22 protein-coding genes and 1 riboswitch are annotated in these 25293 nt (G+C 71.6%); of the genes, 16 read left to right on the top strand and 6 right to left on the bottom strand.

Annotated features, from left to right (window positions below):
• Positions 1-66: 66 nt before the first annotated feature.
• The 3 genes from F7R91_RS17205 to F7R91_RS17215 form a co-directional block, all read right to left on the bottom strand.
• Positions 67-1644, bottom strand: coding sequence for a serine/threonine protein kinase (locus tag F7R91_RS17205; RefSeq protein ID WP_150949691.1), 1578 nt, complete (start codon positions 1642-1644; stop codon positions 67-69).
• On the bottom strand, positions 1641-2387 hold the full coding sequence (locus tag F7R91_RS17210; protein WP_191971521.1) for an FHA domain-containing protein: 747 nt from the start codon (positions 2385-2387) through the stop codon (positions 1641-1643). The genes F7R91_RS17205 and F7R91_RS17210 overlap by 4 nt, the downstream gene beginning before the upstream one ends.
• 132 nt (positions 2388-2519) lie before the next feature.
• Complete coding sequence (locus F7R91_RS17215) at positions 2520-3086, bottom strand: proline-rich domain-containing protein (protein WP_150949693.1); 567 nt, start codon at positions 3084-3086, stop codon at positions 2520-2522.
• Between the two features lie 283 nt (positions 3087-3369).
• On the opposite strand from F7R91_RS17215, the gene F7R91_RS17220 reads away from it, so the two are divergent.
• The 9 genes from F7R91_RS17220 (at position 3370) to F7R91_RS17260 (ending at position 12867) form a co-directional block, all read left to right on the top strand.
• Complete coding sequence (locus F7R91_RS17220) at positions 3370-4224, top strand: bifunctional methylenetetrahydrofolate dehydrogenase/methenyltetrahydrofolate cyclohydrolase (RefSeq protein ID WP_150949695.1); 855 nt, start codon at positions 3370-3372, stop codon at positions 4222-4224.
• On the top strand, positions 4214-4696 hold the full coding sequence (locus F7R91_RS17225) for a DUF3017 domain-containing protein (protein WP_191971522.1): 483 nt from the start codon (positions 4214-4216) through the stop codon (positions 4694-4696). Before F7R91_RS17220 ends, F7R91_RS17225 begins: the two co-directional genes overlap by 11 nt.
• Positions 4697-4944: 248 nt before the next feature.
• Positions 4945-5409 (top strand): helix-turn-helix domain-containing protein, encoded by a 465-nt coding sequence (locus tag F7R91_RS17230; protein ID WP_150949697.1) that lies wholly within the window; start codon positions 4945-4947, stop codon positions 5407-5409.
• A gap of 269 nt (positions 5410-5678) precedes the next feature.
• Positions 5679-6884: a helix-turn-helix domain-containing protein gene (locus F7R91_RS17235; protein ID WP_150949698.1), complete on the top strand. Its 1206-nt coding sequence runs from the start codon at positions 5679-5681 to the stop codon at positions 6882-6884.
• Positions 6885-7206: 322 nt separating this feature from the next.
• Complete coding sequence (locus F7R91_RS17240; RefSeq protein ID WP_150949700.1) at positions 7207-8196, top strand: malate dehydrogenase; 990 nt, start codon at positions 7207-7209, stop codon at positions 8194-8196.
• Positions 8197-8380: 184 nt separating this feature from the next.
• A complete protein-coding gene (locus F7R91_RS17245; protein WP_150949702.1) occupies positions 8381-9328 on the top strand; it encodes a hypothetical protein in 948 nt (315 codons plus the stop codon).
• Positions 9329-9453: 125 nt separating this feature from the next.
• Positions 9454-11259, top strand: a complete 1806-nt coding sequence (locus F7R91_RS17250) for a hypothetical protein (RefSeq protein ID WP_150949704.1) — start codon at positions 9454-9456, stop codon at positions 11257-11259.
• Complete coding sequence (locus F7R91_RS17255; protein WP_150949705.1) at positions 11246-11599, top strand: hypothetical protein; 354 nt, start codon at positions 11246-11248, stop codon at positions 11597-11599. The genes F7R91_RS17250 and F7R91_RS17255 overlap by 14 nt, the downstream gene beginning before the upstream one ends.
• A gap of 548 nt (positions 11600-12147) precedes the next feature.
• Complete coding sequence (locus tag F7R91_RS17260; protein ID WP_150949707.1) at positions 12148-12867, top strand: hypothetical protein; 720 nt, start codon at positions 12148-12150, stop codon at positions 12865-12867.
• 56 nt (positions 12868-12923) lie between these two features.
• On the opposite strand, the gene F7R91_RS17265 is transcribed toward F7R91_RS17260, so the two are convergent.
• Entirely contained in the window at positions 12924-13688 is a 765-nt protein-coding gene (locus F7R91_RS17265) for a LolA-like protein (protein WP_150949709.1), read from the bottom strand.
• Between the two features lie 194 nt (positions 13689-13882).
• On the opposite strand from F7R91_RS17265, the gene F7R91_RS17270 reads away from it, so the two are divergent.
• Genes F7R91_RS17270 through F7R91_RS17290 form a run of 5 tightly spaced genes read left to right on the top strand, consistent with a single transcriptional unit; the run spans position 13883 to position 20946 of the window.
• On the top strand, positions 13883-15403 hold the full coding sequence (locus tag F7R91_RS17270) for an aldehyde dehydrogenase family protein (RefSeq protein ID WP_150949711.1): 1521 nt from the start codon (positions 13883-13885) through the stop codon (positions 15401-15403).
• Between the two features lie 57 nt (positions 15404-15460).
• The gene (locus tag F7R91_RS17275; protein WP_150949712.1) at positions 15461-16990 is read left to right on the top strand and encodes a GMC family oxidoreductase; all 1530 of its coding nucleotides are present in this window, start codon (positions 15461-15463) and stop codon (positions 16988-16990) included.
• The gene (locus F7R91_RS17280; protein WP_150949714.1) at positions 16990-18033 is read left to right on the top strand and encodes a quaternary amine ABC transporter ATP-binding protein; all 1044 of its coding nucleotides are present in this window, start codon (positions 16990-16992) and stop codon (positions 18031-18033) included. The genes F7R91_RS17275 and F7R91_RS17280 overlap by 1 nt, the downstream gene beginning before the upstream one ends.
• A complete protein-coding gene (locus F7R91_RS17285; RefSeq protein WP_150949716.1) occupies positions 18033-19988 on the top strand; it encodes an ABC transporter permease in 1956 nt (651 codons plus the stop codon). The genes F7R91_RS17280 and F7R91_RS17285 overlap by 1 nt, the downstream gene beginning before the upstream one ends.
• A 1-nt stretch (position 19989) precedes the next feature.
• Positions 19990-20946, top strand: coding sequence for an ABC transporter substrate-binding protein (locus F7R91_RS17290; protein WP_150949718.1), 957 nt, complete (start codon positions 19990-19992; stop codon positions 20944-20946).
• A gap of 299 nt (positions 20947-21245) precedes the next feature.
• Here the strand turns inward: F7R91_RS17290 and F7R91_RS17300 are convergent, their stop codons facing one another.
• Positions 21246-22082 carry a DMT family protein gene (locus F7R91_RS17300; protein ID WP_150949813.1) on the bottom strand — a complete coding sequence of 279 codons (837 nt, stop codon included), beginning with the start codon at positions 22080-22082 and terminating at the stop codon, positions 21246-21248.
• Between the two features lie 128 nt (positions 22083-22210).
• Between F7R91_RS17300 and F7R91_RS17305 the strand changes: the two genes are divergently transcribed.
• Positions 22211-22573, top strand: a complete 363-nt coding sequence (locus F7R91_RS17305; protein WP_150949721.1) for a hypothetical protein — start codon at positions 22211-22213, stop codon at positions 22571-22573.
• A gap of 13 nt (positions 22574-22586) precedes the next feature.
• Positions 22587-23780: a glutathionylspermidine synthase family protein gene (locus F7R91_RS17310; RefSeq protein WP_150949723.1), complete on the top strand. Its 1194-nt coding sequence runs from the start codon at positions 22587-22589 to the stop codon at positions 23778-23780.
• A gap of 100 nt (positions 23781-23880) precedes the next feature.
• Here F7R91_RS17310 and rocD read toward each other — a convergent pair whose 3' ends face one another.
• Positions 23881-25086 (bottom strand): ornithine--oxo-acid transaminase, encoded by a 1206-nt coding sequence (gene rocD / locus F7R91_RS17315; protein WP_150949724.1) that lies wholly within the window; start codon positions 25084-25086, stop codon positions 23881-23883.
• Between the two features lie 102 nt (positions 25087-25188).
• Positions 25189-25278: riboswitch (ZMP/ZTP riboswitch) on the top strand.
• Positions 25279-25293 lie beyond the last annotated feature (15 nt).

Below are 25293 nucleotides of genomic sequence, written 5' to 3' on the forward strand. Positions count from 1 at the left end.
CCCCGTTGGTGGACACCACCACGGTGGCGGCGCAGGGCCGTGGACGGTACCTCGGAACTCTCAGGGTCACTTCCTTCCCGGCGGCGTGTACTCCTTGAGGTAGTGGGCGACGCGGCCGGCGTAGTCGCGGTACTTCGGGGGAACACCGGCCGCGTCGTTCACCTTTGCGTACGACGTCCGGTAGGCGGCGGCGATCAGCACCCGGCGGTCGCCCGGCAGGGAGGAGTCCAGTCGCGGTGCGATCCAGCACAGATAGCGGCCCATCGCCGGGATGGACTCGGCCGGCGGGAAGGGCGGTTCGGGGACGGACTCCCCGGGCGTGCCGTCCTCGTGCATCCACCAGCGCAGCACGCTGGGGGTCCAGCGGGCGATGCCGTACTCGTCCTTGGCGGGATCGGAGAGATCCGGGTCGAAGTTGCTCTCGGCCTTCAGCATCGCGGCGATCAGGGGCGGGGTGACGTCCCCTTGATCGCAGTCGTGTGCCGTTTCCACGATCAGCAGACGGTAGGCGGACGGGATGCCCCGGTCGGTGCGGAGTTCGGAGGCGCCGTACGCCGTGGCGGTGGTGGCGGTGGTGGCGGTGGCGGTGGTTCTGTTGTCCGTGCCGTTGTCCGTCGCGGCCGCGCCCGCCCAGACGCTGATGCCGTACCCGAGCGCCGCGACGGCGACCGTCGCCGCCGACGCGCCGAGAACCAGCAGGGGGCGCGAGGGGCGGACAGGGCGGGCGAGCAGACGGGGCAGCCGCCGCGAGCGGGACGTGCCGGCCGCGGCCTCCACCCGTCGCAGCAGCGCCTCCGTACCGAAGCGGTCCGCGTAGGTACGCGTGAGACAGCCCCGTACGATCTCCCGCCACGCGTCCGGCAGTTCCGGCGACAGCCGCAGCTCGTCCGTGCCCCGGGCGTAGGCGACGGCCGCGTCACGGCGGGCGGTCGGGGTGCCGCCGGGCAGCGGGAAGGAGCCGGTGAGGACGAGATGGGCGAGGACACCGAACGCCCAGACGTCGGCCGAGGGGCGGATCCGGCGGCCGCGCTCGCCGATCTCCGCCCACAGCAGCTCCGGCGGGGTGTAGTCGGGAGTGGAGAACGCGGGCGTGTACGCGTGCGTGCCCTCCAGTTCCGCGGCCATGTTGAAGTCGGCCAGCCGCGCCGAACCGTCCTTCATCAGCAGCACGTTGGCCGGCTTCAGGTCCCCGTGCACCCAGCCCGCCCGGTGCAGCTGCGCCAGCCCCTCGCAGACCTGCGCGAGCAGCACGGGACCGCCGTCCGGGCGGGGCCGCGTTGCGAGCAGCGCGGACAGCGAGCCTTCCGCCTTCTCCAGTACGAGGACGGTGGCGCCGTCGAGGCCGGGGCGGCCGGGGTCGTCGACGGTGAGGGTCTCGTACATCCGGATCAGGTGAGGGCGTCTGAGCCGGCGGTGCAACTCGATCTCGCGGTCGACGAGTTCGCGCAGATGGGTCAGCTGCCGCGGGGTGCCCGTGCCGGTGGGCAGGAACTTCAGGGCCACCGTACGGGGGAGGCTCTCGTCGGCGCCGGTGCGCCGGCCCTCGTACACGCTCCCGAACGCGCCCGTCGCGATCGGCCCGCGCACCTCCCAGCCGCCGACCCGGTACCCCTTGGGCACCGGCACGGCGTAGGGCTCGGTCACCGGGCGATCCGGCCGGACGGTTCCGTCAGGACGACCAGGTCGTCCTCCCGGACCAGGTCGAAGCGGAGCGCCAGGGACACCAGCGACTCCTTCTTGCCGTTCAGGCGCGGCCCCGACTCCGCCGTCTCCGGACCGGGCTTGAGACGCAGCTTCACGGCCAGGTAGTCGATGTTCCACTGCACCGAGGTACGGGACGCGCCCGGCCAGCCGGGACGCAGCCGGTCGACCACCTGGTCGACGGTGGGCAGCGGGGCGTGCGGGGCGCCGCGCAGCCGGGGCTCGCACAGGGCGGCCAGGACCGCGAAGTAGCGCTTGCTGCGGTCGACGGAGAAGGCGGGCGCGGTGGTGTCGCCGTCGGGGCCGCCCTCGGTGCGCAGATAGTCGTGGCGCGGCGCCCACACCTCGACGGCCAGCAGGTCGCCCGCGGCCGGCAGCACGATCCGCGAGAACTCGAACGGCACGGGCGCGTCCAGCCGGCCCGGCCCCACCTTGATGTGCTCGCCCGCGCCCTCCGGGTTCTCCACGACGTACGTCTGGTGGGAGCAGAGGTTGCTCAGCGTCCAGAAGACGCCCTGCGCGCCGATCTCACCGGCTTTGCGGGAGACGCCGTCGTGCGCGATGCACAGGTCGTTGTCCCGCGCGGACCGCCCGAAGGTGAGCCGTTCGCCCGGGGCAAGCCGGTGCTGGGGGCGGTGCCGCTCGTTCTCCGTGGTCGGCGGAGGTACCACGATGATGCTGTACAAGGTGCGTCTCCCCGTGCCTGACAGCTACCCACGTCAGACTAGGGCGACGCACCAGGGCCGTGTCCCCCTCGAACGGGTGAGACACGGCCCTGGACCAGGAATGGCGCGAACTGTTCAGTCGCCCGAACGTGTTCAGAAGCGCTGGCGGTTGAACCAGGCGGAGCCGGCGGAGTTGCCGACGAACACGGCGATCAGGATGGCGAGCACCGTGTGGACCAGGCCCACGATGACGAACGGGTACAGGCCGAGGATCGCGGTGATGATGGCGAACACCAGCAGCGTGACGCGGACGCCGTTGCCGCCGGAGTTGAACTTCACCGCCAGCACGATCGCGAACACGGCCCAGGCCAGCGCGAACACGGTGAGGCCCCAGATCATGCCGGCCGAGTAGTCGGCGAGCTGCTGGAAGGCGGCGTCGTCCTTGAGCTGCTCGTCGTTCTTCGCGGCGTTCACGCTCGCCGCGGTGAAGGCGAACAGGGCCACGCCGAGGAGCTGCAGGCCGACGATGACCCACAGCATCACACGGGCCGCGCTCACCGTGCCGGGCATCGTCGTCATGACGGGCCCGCCGCCGTAGCCCTGCACCGGAGGAGCCTGCGGGTAGCCGTATCCGGGCGCCTGCGGCTGCTGAGGGTAGCCGTAGCCCGGCTGCTGACCCTGGGGCGCGCCGTAGGGGTTGTTCGGGTCGCCGAAACTCATGGCTGTCTTTCCTCCGTTGTTCCAGGTGCGGGGACGACGCGCGGCACCGTACGGAGGAAGGTTCGTGGATGCGGTTCGTCCCCCCGATGAGCTGCCCCGCGGCACTGTTTCGGCCATCGTTCTTTACCACCTACTTACTTGTCCAGCCTTGTCCAGTCGCAATCGCCATGTGTTGTGCAAGTGCAACATCAGTGATCATGAGCGGATACGGGCGGACCGGTGCCGAGCCTCCCGCGGGCCCCCGGATTGGAAGCCGCACCCCGGCATCGGCGAGGATGGAGCCATGACCGCCCAGATTCTCGATGGCAAGGCCACCGCAGCCGCGATCAAGTCCGATCTGACCGCCCGCGTGGCGGCGCTGAAGGAGAAGGGAGTCACGCCCGGCCTCGGCACGATCCTCGTCGGGGACGACCCCGGAAGCCAGAAGTACGTCGCCGGCAAGCACCGCGACTGCGCCGAGGTCGGCATCGCCTCCATCCAGCGCGAGCTGCCCGCCACGGCGACGCAGGAGGAGATCGAGGCGGTCGTACGGGAGCTCAACGGGGACCCGGCCTGCACCGGTTACATCGTGCAACTGCCGCTTCCCAGGGGCATCGACGAGAACCGCATCCTCGAACTCATGGACCCGGACAAGGACGCCGACGGGCTCCACCCGATGAACCTGGGGCGGCTGGTCCTGAACGAGCCCGCGCCGCTGCCCTGCACCCCCAACGGCGTCCTGACCCTGCTGCGCCGCTACGGCGTGGAGATCAAGGGCGCCGAGGTCGTGGTCGTCGGCCGTGGTGTGACCATCGGCCGGCCGATGCCGCTGCTGCTGACCCGGCGCAGCGAGAACGCGACGGTGACCCAGTGCCACACCGGGACGCGTGATCTGTCCGCCCACCTCAGGCGCGCCGACATCATCGTCGCGGCCGCCGGTTCGGCCCACCTCGTCCGGCCGGAGGACGTGAAGCCGGGCGCGGCCGTCCTCGACGTCGGCGTCTCGCGCAGCGCCGAGGGCAGGATCGTGGGCGACGTCCACCCCGGCGTCGCCGAGGTCGCCGGGTGGATCTCCCCGAACCCGGGCGGGGTGGGCCCGATGACACGGGCGCAGCTGCTCGTCAACGTGGTCGAGGCGGCGGAGCGCAGTGCCGGCTGAGGACATCCCCGGCGAGACCGAGGACTTCGAGGTGCAGGACGCGGTCAGCGCGCCCGACGCCGAGGGGCGCCCGCGGCGTACGACGCGCCGCTTCCCGCTGTTCACCAGGGACACGGCCCGCCCCGAGGGCGGCGGCCGGGCCGCGCCCGGCGACGCCCCGGCGCCCGCCCGGCAGTGGCCGATCCTCGTGGTGCTGGCCGCGGTCGCCCTCGGTCTGCTGCTGACCGCGCTCGACGTGTTCCGCTACGGGACGCTGCTGATCGGCGCGGCGCTGCTGGCCGGCGGTGTCCTGCGCTGGATCCTGCCGGACGTCGGCATGCTCGCGGTGCGCTCCCGCTTCACCGACATCGTCACGTACGGCGTGCTCGGTATCGCGATCGTTCTGCTGGCGTTGATGGCGCAGCCCAACCCGTGGCTGCAGCTTCCGTTCCTGAAGGACACGCTGCACTTCACCGTCAGCAGCGGCGGCTGACCGGTCGCGTACGGCGGCGGCCCGCCCTCTCCCCCGATGAAGGGCGGACCGCCGCCGGAATCCACCCTCGTGCAGGGTGCGGGAGCTGTTCAACAGCTGTCAGTGCGCTGTGGCACGCGTGTGACCGTTCTGCCACGTTGTCCGGGCTCTGCCACGGCCGCGGGACGCCCGCCAGGGAACCGATCACGCTGTCGACGTCGTCACTTGGCTGGGACCGGGCAACGCGACTGACGCCGTGGAGGTGACCGATGAGCGCCTGGCAGCCACTGCCGGACGATCTTCCGGCGGAGGTGCGGCACTTCGTGGAGCAACTTCGGCTCCTCAAGGACCGCACGGGGCTCAGCCTGGTGGCCCTCGGCGCGCGGACCGCGTACAGCAAGTCCTCCTGGCACCGCTACCTCAACGGCACCCAGCCCCCGCCCCGGCAGGCGGTCGTCGCGTTGTGCCGGGTCGCGGGCGAGGATCCCGAACGGCACGGAGTGCGCTGGGAACTGGCGGTCCAGGCGTGGCCCCGCCCGGCGACGGCGCCCGACCGGCCCGAGGGCGACCAGGAGTACGAGGACGACCCCACCCTCCCGTGGTGGGACACACCCCCCGAGGAGACCCGCCGCGGCACCCTGGGACTGCCGGGCGGCCGGCTGCTGCTGTACGCGGTTGCGCTGCTGCTGGTCCTGTTGGTGGTCGGGGTCGTCGGCGCTGTTGTTCTTGGGTGAGATGAACGTTTCCGTGGCGGGCAGGGCGGGCTAGCGTAGGAAATCGGGACGGTCCGGGATGTCCCGTGCATATTCCAGGGCGTGTGCTCGTACGTGCCCGCGGTTTCACGCTCCTGTGCGCCCCATTCCCGGGAACTGGGATCACGGCCGGGCGCATCCCTGTGGGTAGCCAGAACGGGCAGACGGGGAGCAAACCCGGAGCAAACCGGGCGACAGCAGCCCGAACCGGGGGACAGTCAGCAGGAACCGGGGGAAAGAGGGGGGAAGCAATGCCTCGTTGGAGGGCCTTGCCCGACGAACTCGATCCGCAGGTCAAGGAGTTCGCGGGCCAGCTGCGCCGGCTGGTGGACCGCAGCGGTCTGAGCATCGCCGCGCTGGCCGACCGCACGGGCTACAGCAAGACGTCCTGGGAGCGGTATCTCAACGGCCGTCTCCTCGCGCCCAAGGGTGCGATCGTCGCCCTGGCCGAGGTCACCGGCACCAATGCCGTTCATCTGACCACCATGTGGGAGCTCGCCGAGCGTGCCTGGAGCCGCGCGGAGATGCGTCACGATCTGACCATGGAGGCGTTCCGGATCTCCGCGGCGCGTGACGCGCTGGAGGAGTCCGGGGCATCCCCGGCCGGCAGCAAGGGTGCCAAGGGAGGCAAGGCAGCCCGCAGGGGCGGCAGCGCGACCGCGACACCCGGGATCGCCGGGCCCGCGGGCGTCGCACCGACCGTGCCTCCGCAGCCGACGGCACCCGAGGTGCGGGACTCCGCCGGGGGCGGTGGAGGCGGGAGGGAGAGCGGGAACTCCTGGGGGGTGGCCGGGTATCGGGGGCCGTCGGCTGCCGGGGCGGCGGCGCCTTCGCCTTCGTCCGCGCAGCCGGCACCTTCGCAGCCGTCGCCGTCGCCGTCGCCGTCGCCGTCGCCGTTGTCGTCGACGTCACGGTCGTCGCCGTCCTCGGGCGCCGGTGCGTCCGGCGGGCCCTCCGGCGGGCCGACCCGCAAACAGCGGCTGACGACGTTCCTCGCCGGCGTCCTCGGTGTGCTGATCGTCCTCGCCGGCGTGCTGTTCCTGATGGACGGCGGCGGGAAGGGTGAGGATGCCGCGGCCAGGACACCCTCGCCGTCCGCGAGCACGAACCCCGATCTGCCGCCCGGGGTCAAGTGCAGCGGAGCCTCCTGCACCGGCAAGGACGCCGAGAGCATGGGGTGCAGCGGCGACCTGGTGACCACGGCCGAGACCGCGACCGTCGGGTCGACCGTGGTCGAGGTCCGGTACAGCAGGACCTGCCGGGTGGCATGGGGGCGTATCACCCAGGCCGCGCAGGGCGACGAGGTGCGCGTGAAGGCCGGCGGAACCGTGCAGACCGGGAGCATCACGACCGCCGGGGACGCGATCGCGTACACCCCGATGGTGGCCGTGAAGGACGCCGCCGAGGCGACGGCGTGCGTGACGCTGGCCTCGGGTCGGAAGGGGTGCACCAAGTGATCGGAAGGGCTGCACCGAGGAACGCGAAGTAATCGACGAAGACAGGATTGGCCGCCCCGATCCCGGGCACGCGAACGGTACCCCCACGGGAGTCCGGCAATCGGTACCCCCGCGAGACGGCCGCCCAAGTCCCCCTCTCCCGGACGGGCGGCCGTCCCCTTTCGTACCTCTGTGGGACGGGCCACAGGGACCCGGCCGTCTCAGATCTCGGATGCGCGATAGCCTGACCGCTGGATGGATCTCTTGATACCAAGAGATCGATCATTCGTACGTCTCACCGGGGCAGGGACGCCCCACCGCCAGCTGTCATACGGAGAACGCCATGACCCGCACTCCCGTGAACGTCACCGTCACCGGCGCGGCCGGCCAGATCGGTTACGCCCTGCTCTTCCGCATCGCCTCCGGCCAGCTGCTCGGCGCGGACGTGCCGGTCAGGCTGCGCCTTCTGGAGATCACCCCCGCGCTGAAGGCGGCCGAGGGCACGGCCATGGAGCTGGACGACTGCGCGTTCCCGCTCCTCCAGGGCATCGACATCAGCGACGACCCGAACGTCGCCTTCGACGGCGCGAACGTGGCCCTGCTCGTCGGCGCCCGCCCCCGCACCAAGGGCATGGAGCGCGGCGACCTCCTGGAGGCCAACGGCGGCATCTTCAAGCCGCAGGGCCAGGCCATCAACGACCACGCCGCGGACGACATCAAGGTCCTCGTCGTCGGCAACCCGGCCAACACCAACGCGCTGATCGCCCAGGCCGCCGCCCCGGACGTACCGGCCGAGCGCTTCACCGCGATGACCCGCCTCGACCACAACCGCGCGCTGACCCAGCTCGCGAAGAAGACGGGCTCCACGGTCGCCGACATCAAGCGTCTGACCATCTGGGGCAACCACTCCGCCACCCAGTACCCGGACATCTTCCACGCCACGGTCGCCGGCAAGAACGCCGCCGAGGTCGTGAACGACGAGAAGTGGCTGGCCGAGGACTTCATCCCGACCGTCGCCAAGCGCGGTGCCGCGATCATCGAGGCCCGTGGCGCCTCGTCGGCCGCCTCCGCCGCCAATGCCGCCATCGACCACGTCCACACCTGGGTCAACGGCACCGCCGAGGGCAACTGGACCTCCATGGGCATTCCGTCCGACGGTTCCTACGGCGTCCCGGAGGGCCTGATCTCCTCCTTCCCGGTCACCACCAAGGACGGCGTGTACGAGATCGTCCAGGGCCTGGAGATCAACGAGTTCTCCCGTGCCCGTATCGACGCCTCCGTCAAGGAGCTCGAGGAGGAGCGCGAGGCGGTCCGCGCCCTCGGCCTCATCTGAACCTTCGCGACGGCTCTTGAGCTTTCGCGACCACTCTTGACCCTTCGCTACGGCTCTTGAGCCTTCGCCACGGCTCCGTAGCGCGCACGGGCCCTGTTCCGGTTTCGGCCGGAACGGGGCCCGTTCCCTTTTCGGCCAGTACCTTCGGAAGCGGTACCCGGTGGGGTGATTCGGGGGGTTCGCGATGAGCGGCTGGAACGGCGGCGGTCGGTGCGGTCACAGCTCCGGTTCCGGGGCGGAACACGAGCCGAGCGAGGAGCGCGGCCAGGCGGCCTGGGGGACCCGGGAGACGGGATCCGTACCGCCCTGGGCGTCGGCCGAGACGCAGATCGGTGGGACCCTGCCCCCGCCCCCGGTCACCCCCGCGTACGGGCCCACTCCGCCGCAGTCGACCGCCTCGTCCTCCCAGTGCGTGGTCGACGAGCCCCACCGACACCCAGGGCACCGACGCCGGCGCCACGCCCGCGTACCCGCCTCCCCGCGCCCGCCGGAGCGGAGCCGGCCGCGCACTCGCCGCGATCGCCCTCACCGTCGCTCTCGGGGCGGCGCCGGCACCGGCGTCTGGTTCCTCATCCGGGACACCGCCACCGGCACCGGCGCCACCCCGGCGACGGGCGTCACGGTCACCACCTCCGCCACCGCCCCGCCCACGACCCCGTCGCGCTCGCCGGCCCCCGCCGCCGGCTACCGCCGGGCCCAGGACCCCGTCGGCTATTCGATCGACGTTCCCGAGGGCTGGACCCGCAGACAGAAGCAGGGACAACTGGCGCCGGTGGTCTCCTACGACGCCCCCGCCGACGGCAGGCAACTCCAGATCTTCGAACTCGCCGAGGACACCCCGGCCCGGTCCCTGGACCTGGCCGAGAACGACCCCGGCTACGGCTTCGTGCGCCAGGCCGGCTACCGGGTGCTGGACCGCACCTCCGACGCCGGCTGGTCCGAGCTCGCCTACCGCTACGACGACGAGGACAAGGGCCCGCGCCAGGTCGTCGACCACCGCTTCCGCACAGCCGGCGGCAGGCTGTACGCGATCCGCTCCAGCGGCCCCGAGCGGCCGGCCCCCACCCTGGTGCGCGAACCCCTCGCCACCGCGCCGGCCTCCTTCTGCCCGGCGGGCCGACGGTGCACGTGAGGGATGTGTGGCGGTTCGACCGGCCCGCTGATATTCCGCTTTCCCCGTTCCCATCGGTCACTCTATGCTGATGGTTTGTCAACGGAACGTCTGACAAAGGTCTTTCCACGCATCGGGGGAGTAGCGTGAGCACCGCCTACGTGCCTCAACAACCGCAGCCGGCCACACCGGCCGGTACCGACGCACCACCGACACCGCCGCACACGCCGCCGCACGCCAGCGAGGCGACCCGGCTGTTATGTGCGGGCACCTATCTCGACTCCGCATACCGCGACCGGGTCATCGAGGAACTCCACCTCAACGAACAGCGGATCGTCGCGCCCTCGCTGGGCTTCGACGCGGCCCGTGTCCTCGCGCACGCCCTGCGCGCCCGGCGCCAGGAACTCATGTGGGCCGGGGCGATCCTGGGTCTGTGGGTGTTCGGCTCGGCGCTGACCGGGGGGATGCTGGCCCTCTTCGTGTTGCCCAGCCTGTATCTCGCGGTCGCGTCCTGGATCAGGGGCCGCGGCGCACAGCCCCTGTACCGGCGTGTGCCCGCCTTCCTGCTGCGCTGGTGGGGCCGCATCATGTTCGCGGCGCTGCTGGTCTTCACGGTGATCGTCGCGTTCGGCGGCTCGGACGACAGCTCCTCGTACGACTCCACCTACGACTCGTCCTACGGCTCGTCCTACGACTCGTACGACTCCGGCCTGTACGGCGACGGCTTCACCGACTCGGCGAGCGCGAGTGACCTGCTGTTCCCGTCCGGCGACAGCCTCAGCGACGTGATCAGGCCCTGGCAGGCCTGGGTCACCCTCGTCATGTTCGCGCTGATCGCGCTGTGCATCGCCGCCCAGCGCGGCCAGTTCGCCCGGGTCCTGGCCGCCGAACTGTCCCCGCAGCGCTTCCCGGACGCCGCCGGCGACCCCGCCGAACAGGCCACGGGAGAGCGGTTCCAGCGGCTGAAGAACCGAATCCGGCTCGAACAGCACGCGCCGCTGATCATGTACCACGAGGCACGCCCGTTCTGCGGCGCCGGCGCGGCGTATGAGACCTGGGTCCTCGCCGTGGAGCTGCGGCCCGAGGAGATGAAGAAGCAGCAGCCGATCGGCAACCGCATGGTCCTGGAGAAGATCCGGCCGTTGATAGAGCAGCTGCGGCTGCCCGCCGAGTACGCCGGTCAGCTCGGGCGCGACCGGCTGCGCCGGCTGGAGATCGACGAGTGCGTGTTCCTGCCGGCCGAGGGGCTGCGGCGGCGTGAGGAGGCGCCGTACCACGCGCAGGGCTTCGAGGAGCACCGGGCGCGTGCCGTGGAGGAGGGCGCAGAGAAGCGGCGGCACTTCCTGCGCATCCGCGTCGGCGGCTGGGAGGAGGAACTGGTCGTCACGGTCTTCGTGCGCATCCACACCCAGGGCCGCATGCTGATGCTGGAGGTCGCCCCGCATGTGCTGACGCCCGTGCGCGAGGACTTCAAGAACGCCGACCGCACCGCGCACCGCTTCCGCCACAACAACGTGCTCGGCAAGGGGGCCTTCGCCGCCGCGCTGGTCCCCAGCTCCGCGGTCCGGTCCGTGATCACACTGGGCAAGGGACTGGGGTACGTCTGGCGGCTGCTGACCGGCGGATACGCGGGCGCGCTGCCCGACGGTCCGTCCGTGTCGGTGCGGGAACTGGGCTCGGTGCCCACCGGGTCCCTGTTCCAGGAGATGGACGTCGCCCGCTACCTCAAGAGCGTGCAGGACCGGGTCGCGAACGGGGTGCGGACCGCGCTGGCCGAATCCGGTTACAAGACGGGCGAGTTCGTTCAGAAGATCGTCAACATCAGCAACGGGGATGTGAACATCGGCCGGATCGAGGGCAGCACCTTCGCCGTCGGGTCGCACGCCTCCGCCTCCTCCACGACCGGCGGCGCCGCGCCGCAGAAGGGATCCGACACCGATGGCCACGGATGAGCCGAACGTCAGCATCGGCGACGTCTCGCACAGCACGTTCGCCATCGGCAGCCACGCGCGGGCCGAGAGCCACCACGGCACGGCCCCGCAGCGGGACGAGGCCGCCGAGGAGCTGCTGAAGGCGGTGCGCGAGCTGCGAGCGGACCTGGCGCGGGTGCGCAGCAGCGAGCAGACGGCCGCGCTGGACGCGGCGCTCGCCGAGACGGAGGACGAGATCACCCGTACCGGCCAGGCCGCGCCGACTCGCCGGGAGCGCCTGCGGGAGCTGCTCACCGACTCCCAGGCCCTCCTGAGCGTCCTTGCCTCGGCCGGGGCCGTGGCCGGACTGCTGGGGATGTGATGAGCGGGGGAGCGCGGCACTGGAACGAGGAGACCCAACGCTGGGAGGACGACGCCACCCCAGGCAGCCCCCCAGCCACCCCACCACCCCCACCCCGCCCGGACTTCACACCGGAGTGGACGACGCAGGGGGCGCCCGGCGCCGGGTCTCCGGTCGAGGGTGCCTCGGGCGTCGGGTCGCCGGCTGACCGCGCCCCGGACGTCGGTTCGCCGACCGACGGGGCCCCCGGCGACGGTTCGCCGACGGTGCCTGATGCGCCCGCCGGGGCGGCCGCTCCCGTCGATCCCCCCAGTGCGGGTACACCGGCCCCGGCTCCGTCCGCCGAGGTGCCCTCCGTGCCGCCGGCACCGGCCGGGTGGCCGGGGTCCGGTGGACCGGGTGGGGCCGGGACCCCGGCCGGCGGTGATGTCGCCTGGTTGCCGACGGAGGCGTCGGAGACCCCGGGCGGAGGCGGGGGCTGGTCTCCGACGGAGGTTTCGGGGCCGACAGGGACAGGCGGGGCCTGGCCTCCGGCCGAGATGCCCGGGGGCGGGCAGCCGGGCGGGGGGATGAGCCGGCGGCTCGTCTGGTCCGTGTTGGTCGGGGCCGCCGCCGTCGGGGTCGCCGTCAGTCTGGTGTTGACCCTCGTGGTCGATGGCGGAGACGACGGCAAGGGCCGTCGGCAGGTCGCGTCGAGCGGGTCCCCGACTCCCGGCCTCTCCCAGCAGTCGGGGGTCACCGAGTCGCCCACGGAGCCCACGGCGACCACGCCCTCGCCCTCCCTCTCCACCCCCGTACTCCCCGCGGGCTACGAGTCGTACGAGGACGAGGAGGGCTTCCGGATCGCGATCCCCGAAGGGTGGACGCGGTCCACGGTGAACTCCCAGTTCGGCATCGCCGTGGTCAACTACCGCGACGCCGCCGGTGAGCACCGGCTGCAGGTGTACCAGGTCGCGGAGGACTCGCCGGACGCCTCCTTCGAGCTGTACCTGTCCGACGAGACCCCCAAGCCGCAGGGCTTCGAGGAACTGGACCTGCAGAACCTCGACGACGGCGGATTCACCGGCTCACGGCTGGAGTACCTCGCCGACTCCATCAAGGGCGAACCCGACGTCGGCACCTGGCACGTCTACGACGAGCGTTTCGTGGCCGCCGACGGCAACATCTACGCCATCGCCGCGTACGGCCCGGACTCGGACGGCCGCGACGACGAACTGGAGCTGCTCACCACGGCGTTGGACTGGTTCTGCCCGCCCCTCGGCGGGTGCGACCCGGCCGCGCTGGACTGACGTACCCGCATCACCCGCGTCACCCGCACTGACGTATCCGCATCACCCGCACCGATTCACAGGCTCTGCAGCTCCTCCTGGAGCTTTCCGACGTCCACCGACTCGTCCGCCGGGGGCGTCTGCGTGGGGACCGGCTTGTCGTAGTCCGAGAAGGCCAGCGCCAGGTCGGTCCCGCCGCCCTTCTGCGTGGCCCGGACCACACGGTGCGGCGAGTCCGAGGTGACGTACAGGACCGCCGCCTTGCCGTCCTCCGTGCCGTTCAGCGGGATCACCTTCGTGTCGTCGACGGTCGTCTCCTCGCCCTTCGTCAGGGCCTTGTCGCTGCTGGTGTCGGTGGCGATGTCCTGCTGGAAGGATCTCAGGTCGCAGGTGTCGGCCATGCCCTTCAGCAAGGCGTCCTGCGTGGAGCCGTGGATGTAGCGGTCCTTGAACAGCTCGGCCACCGCGCCGCCCTGCGCGCCGGGCACCTGCGACTTCCAGAACGCGGTGTCGGGCTTCATCCACACCTCGTCGCCCTGTTTGACGATCTCCACGCTGCCGCCGTTCGCGCCCATCTTCAGATTGCCGACGCAGTTGCCGGCCTGGTCCAGGGAGAGGTCCATCGCCGTCGGCTGCCTCTTGCTGGTCGCCGTGCCGGCACTGTGGTCGATCAGCTTCAGGTGGACCGACTTGGCCTTGAGCAGGTTGTCCTTCGCCTGCTGGGCCAGCTGCTGGGCGGTGAGATCGTCGCCGTTGTCCGCCGCTGCCGTCGAGGCGAGGGCCGCCGAGCCGAGGAGAAGGGCCGCGCTCGCCGCCGCGCAGGTCAGTGTCCTTCCGGCCATGGCGTCACCTCCGTGGTGCGGATCACCAATCAGCGTACGGTTCGCCCGATATGCCCGCATGTTCAGTGACACAGCGCACTTTCGCTCATGGATTGCGCATGCAATCGAACGCGATGGGCAGGCGCACCCGGTCCCTGAGAGTGACACAGATGTGACGCAGGGGTACCGAACAGGAACGGAAGGCAAAACCGATCATGGCGGACAGAGTGCATTCCCAGGCGCACCGGACGATCCACGCGGGAGGGGACTGGCGCGAAGCGGTCTCCGGCGCCACGCGGGAGATCCTCGACCCCGCAGACGCGCTGCCCTTCGCCGTGGTCGCGGAGGGTGACGAGAAGGACACCGACCTGGCGGTCGCCGCCGCCCGGCACGCCTTCGACGCGGGCGACTGGCCGCGCACCCCCGCCGCCGAACGTGCCGCCCTGCTGCGCCGCGTCTCCGCCCTCCTCGCCCGCGACCGCGAGAAGCTCGGCCTCCTGGAGAGCCGCGACGCGGGCAAGACCCTGGAGGAGGGCCGCGTCGACATCGACTGCGTCGCCGACGCCTTCCGCTACTTCGCCGACCTGGTCGCCGGCGAGGCCCCCGGCCGGGTCGTCGACGCGGGCTCGCCCGACATCCACAGTGTCGTCGTCCATGAACCCGTCGGGGTGTGCGCGCTGATCACGCCCTGGAACTACCCCCTTCTCCAGGCCAGTTGGAAGATCGCCCCGGCGCTCGCGGCCGGCAACACCTTCGTCGTCAAGCCGAGCGAGATCACCCCGCTGACCACGATCGCCCTCATCGACCTGCTGGTGGAGGCGGGTCTGCCCGCCGGGGTCGCCAACATCGTCACCGGGCCGGGCCATTCGGTCGGCGCCCGGCTCGCGGAGCACCCCGACGTCGACCTCGTCTCGTTCACCGGCGGCCTGGTCAGCGGGACGAAGGTGGCGCAGGCCGCCGCCCCGACCGTCAAGAAGGTCGCCCTCGAACTCGGCGGCAAGAACCCCAATGTCGTCTTCGCCGACGCCTGCGCCACCGACGAGGGCTTCGACACGGCCGTCGACCAGGCCCTCAACGCGGCCTTCATCCACAGCGGCCAGGTCTGCTCGGCCGGCGCCCGCCTCCTCGTCGAGGAACCGGTCAGGGAACGCTTCGTCGCCGAACTCGCCCGCCGGGCCCAGAAGATCCGCCTCGGGCGCGGCACGGCGGACGGCGTGGAGTGCGGCCCGCTGGTCTCCGAGCAGCAGCGCGCCAAGGTCGAGGCGTATGTCGCCTCCGCGCGCGCCGAGGGCGCGGTGCTGCGCTGCGGCGGGAAGCGGCCCGAGCCGTCGGCCGAGCGGCCCGCCACCGGCTGGTTCTACCAGCCGACCGTCCTCGACGCATGCCACCGCGAGATGCGGGTCGTGCGGGAGGAGGTGTTCGGGCCGGTCCTCACCGTCGAGACCTTCCGCACCGAGGACGAGGCGGTCGCCCTCGCCAACGACACCGAGTACGGCCTCGCGGGCGCCGTCTGGACCGCCGACGCCGGCCGCGCCCGGCGGGTGGCGGGCCGACTGCGCCACGGCACCGTGTGGATCAACGACTTCCACCCCTACCTCCCGCAGGCGGAGTGGGGCGGCTTCGGCAGGAGCGGGGTGGGCCGCGAACTCGGCCCCTCCGGACTCGCCGAGTACCGCGAGACCAAGCACGTCTACCAGAACCTCGCGCCGAAACCGGTGCGCTGGTTCGCCGGCTGAGTCCGCCGCGCCCCTGCTTCCTCGATCCCCGTGCAGACCCCCTGGAGCAAGTACCCCATGTCCGACACCCCTCACGTCTACGACTACGTAGTCATCGGCGGCGGCACCGCGGGCTCCGTCATCGCCTCCCGGCTGAGCGAGAACCCGGACGTCACCGTCGCCGTCATCGAGGGCGGCCCCAGCGACGTCGGCCGCGACGACGTGCTGACCCTGCGCCGCTGGCTGGGCCTGCTCGGCGGCGACCTCGACTACGACTACCCGATCACCGAGCAGCCACGCGGCAACTCGCACATCCGGCACAGCCGCGCCCGGGTGCTGGGCGGCTGCTCCAGCCACAACACCCTGATCGCGTTCAAGCCGCTGCCGTCCGACTGGGACGAGTGGGAGGCGGCCGGCGCCAAGGGCTGGGGCGCGGTGCCGATGGAGGCGTACTACGCGCGGCTGCTGAACAACATCGTCCCGGTCGACGAGAAGGACCGGAACCCCATCGCCCGCGACTTCGTCGACGCGGCGCAGCAGGCGCTCGGCGTCCCGCGCGTCGAGGGCTTCAACAGCAAGCCGTTCACCGAGGGAGCCGGCTTCTTCGACCTCGCCTACCACCCGGAGAGCAACAAGCGCTCGTCGGCGTCGGTGGCGTATCTGCACCCGGTGCTGGACGAGCGCCCCAACCTCCGCCTCTACCTGGAGACCTGGGCGTACCGGCTGGAGCTGGACGGCACCCGCGCCGAGGGCGTGCACGTCCGCACCAAGGACGGCGAGGAACTGTTCGTACGGGCTCGCAGCGAGGTCCTGCTCTGCGCGGGCGCCGTGGACTCGCCCCGGCTGCTGCTGCACTCCGGCATCGGTCCGAAGGCGGACCTGGAGGCACTCGGCATCCCCGTCACGCACGATCTGCCGGGCGTCGGCGAGAACCTGCTCGACCACCCCGAGTCGGTGATCGTCTGGGAGACGCACGGCCCTCTTCCGGAGAACTCCGCGATGGACTCCGACGCGGGCCTGTTCGTGCGCCGCGATCCCGGACACACGGGCCCCGACCTGATGTTCCACTTCTACCAGATCCCGTTCATGGACAACCCGGAGCGCCTGGGCCATGAACGGCCGCCGTACGGAGTCTCGATGACGCCCAACATCCCCAGACCGAAGAGCCGTGGCCGGCTGTATCTGACCAGCGCCGACCCGTCGGTCAAGCCCGCCCTGGACTTCCGCTACTTCACCGACGAGGACGACTACGACGGCCGCACCCTGGTCGACGGCATCCGCCTAGCCCGTGAGATAGCGAAGACCGAACCGCTTGCGGGCTGGCTCAAGCGCGAGGTGGCCCCCGGCCCGCAGATCACCGGCGACGAGGAGCTCGGCGAGTACGCCCGCAGGGCTGCGCACACCGTCTACCACCCGGCGGGCACCTGCCGTATGGGTGCCGCCGACGACGAACTGGCCGTCGTCGACCCCGAGTTGCGCATCCGCGGCCTGGAGGGCATCCGGATCGCCGACGCCTCCGTCTTCCCGGCCATGACCGCCGTGAACCCGATGGTGGGGGTGCTGATGGTCGGCGAGAAAGCCGCCGAACTGCTGGGAGGTGGTGCGTGATGACCGCTCCCGTCTTCTCCGTGGAGGGGCTCTGGAAGGTCTTCGGCCCGAAGGCCGAGCGGATCCCCGCCGACCCGGAGCTCGCCGCCCTCACCCCCGACGAACTGCGCGCCCGCACCGGCTGCACGGCCGCCGTCCGTGATGTCGGCTTCGATGTGCGCAAGGGCGAGGTCTTCGTCGTCATGGGCCTGTCCGGCTCCGGCAAGTCCACGCTGGCGCGCTGTCTGACCCGGCTGATCGAACCGACGGCCGGCACGATCGCCATCGACGGCGAGGACGTCCGCGCCATGAACCGGTCCCGGCTGCGCGAACTGCGCCGTCACCGCGCCGCGATGGTCTTCCAGCACTTCGGCCTGCTGCCGCACCGCACGGTCCTCGACAACGTGGCATACGGCCTGGAGGTCCAGGGCGTGGGCAGGCGCGAGCGCCGGGAGAAGGCCGCCGAGGTCGTCGCCAAGGTCGGCCTGGAGGGCATGGAGCAGCGCCGTCCGGGCCAGCTGTCCGGCGGCCAGCAGCAGCGGGTCGGTCTGGCCCGCGCCCTTGCCGTCGATCCCGAAGTCCTGCTGTTCGACGAGCCGTTCAGCGCGCTCGACCCGCTGATCCGGCGTGACATGCAGGACGAGGTCGTCCGGCTGCACCGCGAGGAGGGCCGCACGATGGTCTTCATCACCCACGACCTGAGCGAGGCCCTGAAGCTCGGCGACCGGATCGCCCTGATGCGGGACGGCCGGATCGTGCAGCTCGGCACGCCGGAGGAGATCGTGGGCTCGCCCGCGGACGACTACGTCCGCGAGTTCGTCCGGGACGTTCCGCGCGAGCAGGTCATGACGGTCCGTACGGCCATGCTCCCCGGGGACTGCGGCGGCCCCGAGCATCCCGGCGGCCTCGCCGCCGACGCGGTGGTCGCCGACGCGATCAAGGAGGTCGCGCGCAGCCGCAAGCCCGCCTGTGTCGTGGAGGACGGCCGGTGTCTGGGGGTCGTCGACCATGAACGGCTCCTCGACGTCGTGGCCGGAACGGAGCTCCGCAAGGAGGCGGTCTGATGGCGACGATCAGCGCATCCGCTCCCCGTATCGCCCTGCCCGGCGTCCTTGGACACCAGGCCGTCCGCAAGCTGCTGCTGCTCGCCCTGGCCGCCGCGGTCCTCGTGCCGCTGGCGAACGCCCGCTGGGCCGGCGGCGACTGGCCCGCGGCGCTCACCGTCGACGTCTCCGAGCCGCTGACGAGGACGAGCGACTGGATCATCGACAACCGGGACAGCCACCCCCTGTTCCTGTACTTCCTCGGCCACATCAGCAACGGCGTCGTCCTGTCCGTGCGCGCCGTCTATCTCGTCCTCCTCGCCGGGGGCTGGGCGGGCGTCACCGCGTTCGCCGGGCTCGTCGCCTGGCGGGTCGCGGGCCCGCGGCTCGCGCTCGGCACGGCGGCCGCGTTCCTGGCCTGCGGGCTGCTCGGCATGTGGGTGCCGACGATGCAGACGCTCGCCCTGATGGTCGTCGCCGTCCTCGCCTCGGTCGTCGTGGGCGCCCTGCTGGGCCTGGCGGCGGGCCTGTCCGGCCGTATGGACCGGGCACTGCGTCCCGTCCTGGACACCATGCAGGTGCTGCCCGCCTTCGCGTATCTGCTGCCCGTCGTGCTGGTCTTCGGTATCGGCGTGCCCGCGGCCGTCCTCGCCACCGTCGTCTACGCCGCCCCGCCCATGGCCCGCCTCACCGCGCTCGGCCTGCGCGGCGCCGACAAGGGTGTCCTGGAGGCGGTCGCGTCGATGGGTGCCACCGCCCGCCAGCGCCTGCTCACCGCCCGCATCCCGCTGGCCCGCAAGGAACTCCTCCTCGGCGTCAACCAGACGATCATGATGGCGCTGTCCATGGCCGTCATCGCCTCCGTGATCGGCGCGGGCGGCCTCGGTGACCGCGTCTACCAGGCGCTCGCCTCGGTCGACGTGGGCGCGGCGCTCGCCGCCGGCATTCCGATCGTGCTCCTCGCCGTCGTACTGGACCGGGTGACCGGCGCCGCGGGGGAGCGGCTCGGGCAGTCCGCGGACATGCCCGCCCGCCGGCCCTACGAACTCGTCGTCGCCGTGGCCGCCGTCGTCGCCCTCGCCCTCGCCGGGCGGCTGACGGACCGGCTCGACTGGCCCGAGGCCTGGACCCTGACCATCGCCGACCCGGTCAACCGCGCCGTCGACTGGATGACCGCGCACCTGTACTCGGGCGTCCCCTATGTGGGCGGCACCGCCGACTGGGCCGGCCGCTTCACCACCTGGGTGCTGGACCCCCTCCGGGACGGCCTCCAGTGGCTGCCCTGGTGGTCCGTGCTGCTCGTCGTCGCCGCCCTCGCCTGGCTGATCGGGACCTGGCGCACCGCGCTGACCGCCGTCCTCGCCATGGCCGCGATCGGTGTGCTCGGCGTGTGGGAGCCGTCTCTGGACACGCTGTCCCAGGTGCTCGCGGCCGTCGCCGTGACCCTGGTCCTGGGCTTCGTGACCGGTGTCGCCGCGGCGCGCAGCGACCGCTTCGAACGGGCCCTGCGTCCCGTCCTGGACGTCTTCCAGACGATGCCGCAGTTCGTGTATCTGATCCCGGTCGTCGCCCTGTTCGGCGTCGGCCGCGCGCCCGCCGTCGCCGCGGCCGTGGTCTACGCCCTGCCCGCCGTCGTCCGTATCACCGCGCAGGGACTGCGCCAGGTCGACCCGGCGGCCCTGGAGTCGGCCCGCTCGCTCGGCGCGACCAGCGGCCAGCAGCTGCGCCAGATCCAACTGCCGCTCGCCCGGCGGTCGTTGCTGCTCGCCGTCAACCAGGGCGTGGTCCTCGTCCTCGCCGTCGTCATCATCGGCGGTCTGGTCGGCGGAGGCGCGCTCGGCTACGACGCAGTCTTCGGCCTCGCCCAGGGCGACCTCGCGACCGGTCTGGTGGCCGGTGCCGCGATCGTCTGCCTCGGCCTGATGCTCGACCGGGTGACACAGCCGACGGAACGCCGCGCGAAGAAGGGAGCGTGACATGCGACTTCGTACGACCACTGCCGTGGCCGCCGGCGCGGCTCTGCTGCTTCTGACCGGCTGCGGCGCCGCCGACATGACCCAGCAGGCCTCGCCGTTCGCGAACGCCCGGGGCGCGAAGACCGTGACCCTGTCGGTGCAGTCCTGGGTGGGCGCGCAGTCGAACGTCGCGGTGGCCCAGTATCTCCTTGAGCACAAGCTCGGCTACCGCGTCGACACCGTCCAGGTCGACGAGATCCCGGCCTGGGACGCGCTCAGCCAGGGCCGCGTCGACGCGATCATGGAGGACTGGGGCCACCCCGACCAGGAGAAGCAGTACGTCGACGACAAGAAGACGATCGCGCGCGGCGGGGACCTCGGGGTCACCGGGCACATCGGCTGGTACGTGCCGACGTACTTCGCCGAGCAGCACCCCGACGTCACCGACTGGAAGAACCTCAACACGTACGCGTCGCAGTTCCGGACCGCCGAGAGCGGCGGCAAGGGCCAGCTGATGGACGGCTCGCCGTCCTACATCACCAATGACAAGGCGCTGGTGGAGAACCTGAAGCTGGACTACCAGGTCGTGTTCGCCGGTTCGGAGGCCGCGCAGATCACCCAGATCAAGCAGTTCGCCAAGGAGCAGAAGCCCTTCCTGACGTACTGGTACGCACCCCAGTGGCTGTTCAAGAAGGTCCCCCTGACCGAGGTGAAGCTGCCGCCGTACAAGGAGGGCTGCGACGCCGACCCCGAGAAGGTCGCCTGCGCCTACCCGCACACGCCGCTCCAGAAGTTCCTCAACGCGGACTTCGCGAGGAGCGGCGGGAAGGCGGCGTCCCTGCTGAAGAAGTTCAGGTGGACGACCGAGGACCAGAACGAGGTCTCCTTGATGATCGCCGACCAGAAACTGACGCCTCAGCAGGCGGCGAAGAAGTGGGTGGACAGCCATGAGTCCACGTGGAAGGCGTGGCTGTCCTGACCGAACGTGACGCGAGTGGCCCCGAGTTCACCGAGTTCACCGAGTTCACCGGGTTCGGTGGGCGAGGGGCCCTCGCCGTCCAGGCGGCCGAACCAGCGAATCCACGCGGGGCTGTCGGCGTGGATGCCCGGTCGTGGACCGGCGTCCCGGCCGGCGACGGATGGTGACCCGGCGGCCGGCGGGCGGGAAGTCCGCGACCGCCGCGGCCGCTGCCGCGTCCGCCACCCGCTGTTCACGCCGCGCCGAACGGCGGGACGAGGCGGCGCCCGCGACCTTCGGCTTCCGATGCCGTACGGCCGTCACGTCCCCTCGGCCGGCGCCTCACCGAACCGCGCCAGGGCCAGTGCCCCCGCCACGCCGACCAGGAAACCCAGCACGGCCAGCCAGGCGAGCCCCTCCCGGGTACCGTCGCCCAGCCACACCACGCCCACCGCCGCGGGCCCGATCGTCTCCCCGATCACCATGCCGGCGGTGGCCGTCGCCACCGACCCGCGCTGCAGGGCCGAGGTGAGCAGCAGGAACGCGGCCCCGCCGCCCAGCAGCAGCGCATACGTCGCCGGGTTGGCCACCAGGGCCGAGGGCGCGAGCGAGTCGATCAGCCGCACCGCCACCTCCACCACACCGAACCCGAACCCGGCCCCCAGCCCGAGCACCAGGGCCCGCGCCCGCCCGGGCAGCCGCCCGCCCGCGAGCCCGAGCACCAGCACGGCCACCGCCGTCCCGAGCATCGCCCACTCCAACGCGGCCGACCCGCCCCGGTCCCCCTCCGTCCCGGACGCCAGCCCCAGCATCGCGAGCCCGGCACACACCACCCCCACCGCGGCCCACTCGCCCCCGCTCAGCCGCACCTTCAGCAGCCGTGCCGCGACCACCGCGGTCACGGCGAGACTCGACGCGAGCGCCGCCCCCACCGTGTAGATCGGGATCGATCTGAGCGCGGCGATCTGCAGCAGGAACCCCAGCCCGTCCAGCGCGAGCCCCGCGAGAAACCGCCACTGCCGCAACGCCCGCAGCAGCAGCGTCGCCTCTTTGGCGGGCCCCGTGGCGGGTCCCTCCGCGGCCGCCGCCCGCGCCGCCATCGCCTGCAACACCGTCGCCGTACCGAAGCAGAGCGCGGCACCAAGCGCGCACACCATTCCAAAGAGCACAAAGTGACTCTAGGGGCAGAGGTGACGGACGGGGTGCCCGCACAGCGGTTCTCACCGATCTCTAGGCTGACCGCCGGACAACGGACGGCGACTGAGGTCACGGGGGAGAAGCGGACATGGCGGAAACACGTCGACGGCTGCGGTCGAGCACGGTCGTGCTCGGCGGCATGGGAGTCATCGCGGCGGCCCTGACCTCGTGCGGCTCGGAACCCGACCGCCGCTGCGTGGACCGCGACAGCTACGACCCCCTCACCGGCTACAAGATCGTCGCCGACCGGAACTGCAAGTCCGCCTCGTCCGGCACCCCGGCGTCCGCCAAGGGCCGCAAGAGCACCGGCACCACCAGGAGCGGGAACGCCGCCTGGTACTACGACGCCGATGTCACCGGCAGCTACGCCGACTCCGGCACCTTCAGCCGCAGCGAGGCCGTCGACCGGGGCGGATTCGGCTGCTCCGGCTCCGGCAGCGGCGGCGGCTGAGTACACGGACGCCATGGAACGCCGCACCGTCGAGCCCCGCCCCGGCTGGCAGCAGACCGTCGAGGAGCAGGGGCTCGTCTACCCCCTCACCCGCCACCCCGACGACTCGCTGCGCCCCTACTGGGACGAGAGCGCCTACTACGTCTTCACCCTCCCCGAGGTCGAGGCGCTGGAGGAGACCGTCGAGGAACTGCACCGTATGTGCCTGACGGCGGCCGAGCACATCGTCTCCGCGGACCGCTTCGGCGACCTCGGCATCACCGACCCGCGGGTGGCGGCCGCGGTCACCGAGGCCTGGCACCGCCGCACCGAACTCCCCTCCGTCTACGGCCGCTTCGACCCGCGCTACGACGGCACCGGCCCGGCCAAGCTCCTGGAGTACAACGCCGACACCCCCACCTCACTGGTCGAGGCCGCCTCACCGCAGTGGTTCTGGATGGAGGAACGCTTCCCCGGCGCCGACCAGTGGAACTCCCTCCACGAGCGTCTCGTCGCCGCCTGGAAGAAGCAGTCCGCCCTGCTCCCGCCCGGCAGCCCCCTCTACTTTGCCCACTCCACGGCCGACGAACTCGGCGAGGACCTGATGACGGTCGCCTATCTCAAGGAGACCGCGGAACAGGCCGGCCTCGATACCGGCTGGGTCGCCATGGAGGACATCGGCTGGGACCCGCTCTCCGGCCGCTTCGTCGACCAGCAACTCCGCTTTCTCCGCAGCTGCTTCAAGCTCTACCCCTGGGAATGGCTGACCACCGACCGCTTCGCCGGCCATGTCCTCGACACCCTCGACAACGGCGGCGGCACCGGCAGCACCCTGTGGATCGAGCCCGCCTGGAAGATGCTGCTCAGCAACAAGGCCCTGCTGGCGATCCTGTGGGAGCTCTACCCCGGCCACCCCAACCTCCTCCCCGCTCACCTCGACGGCCCTCGGGACCTGGCCGGCACGACCGGATATGTGGCCAAGCCGCTGCTGGGCCGCGAGGGTGCCGGTGTGACCGTGCACGAGCCCGGCTCTCCTCCCGTCGTCCGCGAAGAGGCCTGCTGCTACCAGGAGTTGGCGCCCCTGCCCGACTTCGACGGCAACCGTGTCGTCCTCGGCGCATGGGTCGTCGAGGACGAGTCGGCGGGCCTCGGCATCCGGGAGTCGACCGGCCTGATCACGGACGAGTACGCACGCTTCCTGCCGCATGTGATCCTCCAGGCCACGTGATCCTCCAGGCCACCTGATCTTCCAGGCCCGGTGCGGAGCACGCACAGTCCGGCCACCGGCACCCGAGGCGTCGGGCCGGCTGCCGCACGGCCGGGGCAGGTCACACCCCGAGCACGCCCCGCAGCTGCGCGAGCCCCCAGTCCAGGTCCTCCTTCCCGATCACCAGCGGCGGCGCGATCCGGATCGTGGGCCCGTGGCTGTCCTTCACCAGTACTCCCCGGTCCATCAGCTTCTCGGAGACCTCCCGCCCCGTCCCGTACGCCCGGGCGACATCCACCCCCGCCCACAGCCCCCGCCCGCGCACCGCCGACAGCCTCCCCTTGGCGGCCAACTCCCGCAGCTCCCGGTGCAGATGCTCGCCGAGCTCCGCCGCCCGCGCCTGGAACTCGCCCGTCCGCAGCATCGCGATCACCTCCAGCGCCACCGCACAGGCCAGCGGATTCCCGCCGAACGTCGACCCGTGCTCCCCGGGCCGGAACACCCCCAGCACCTCCGCCGAGGACACCACCGCCGAAACGGGCACGATCCCGCCCCCGAGCGCCTTCCCGAGCACATACATGTCGGGCACCACTCCTTCGTGCTCGCACGCGAAGGTACGCCCCGTCCGCCCCAGCCCCGACTGGATCTCGTCCGCCACGAACAGCACGTTCCGCTCCCGCGTCAGCTCCCGCACCGCCGGCAGATAGCCGGCGGGCGGCACCAGCACCCCCGCCTCGCCCTGGATCGGTTCCAGGAGCACCGCCACCGTGTTCTCGGTGAGCGCCGCCCGCATCGCCGTCAGATCCCCGTAGGGCACGATCTCGAAGCCCGGTGTGTAGGGCCCGAAGTCCGCTCGCGAGTCCGGGTCGGTGGAGAAGCTGATGATCGTCGTCGTACGGCCGTGGAAGTTGTTGGTGGCGACCACGATCTTCGCCATCTCCGCGGGCACGCCCTTGACCCGGTACCCCCACTTCCGGGCCGTCTTCACCGCGGTCTCCACCGCCTCCGCGCCCGTGTTCATCGGCAGCACCGTCTCCATCCCGCACAGCGCGGCGAGCTCGGTGCAGAACGCTGCGAACCGGTCGTGATGAAAGGCCCGCGACGTCAGGGTCACCCGCTCCAGCTGCGCCTTCGCCGCCTCGACGATGCGCCGGTTGCGGTGCCCGAAGTTGAGCGCCGAATATCCGGCCAGCAGATCCAGATACCGCCGCCCTTCCACATCCGTCATCCACGCCCCGTCCGCCGTCGCCACGACGACCGGCAGGGGGTGATAGTTGTGCGCACTGTGCGCGTCGGCCGCGGCGATGAGTGTCTCCGTAGCGGTCACGGTCTCTCCCTGAGGTGCCGAGAGGTGAGGACGACCCCGTTCCTATCGTCGCTCGCATGGTGGACGAGGGACCTTGCCCGTCCGGCGCGCCCGGTAGGCTGACCGCAGGGCCGTGACTGGCGCGCTGGGATGGGACCGACCATCGGGGAGCGGCCCGAGCTGGAATGTGTGCCGTGCGCCTGGGCCGTACCGTGAACGCCGAACGCC

This window comes from Streptomyces luteolifulvus, from assembly GCF_008806595.1.
GTDB lineage: Bacteria > Actinomycetota > Actinomycetes > Streptomycetales > Streptomycetaceae > Streptomyces > Streptomyces luteolifulvus.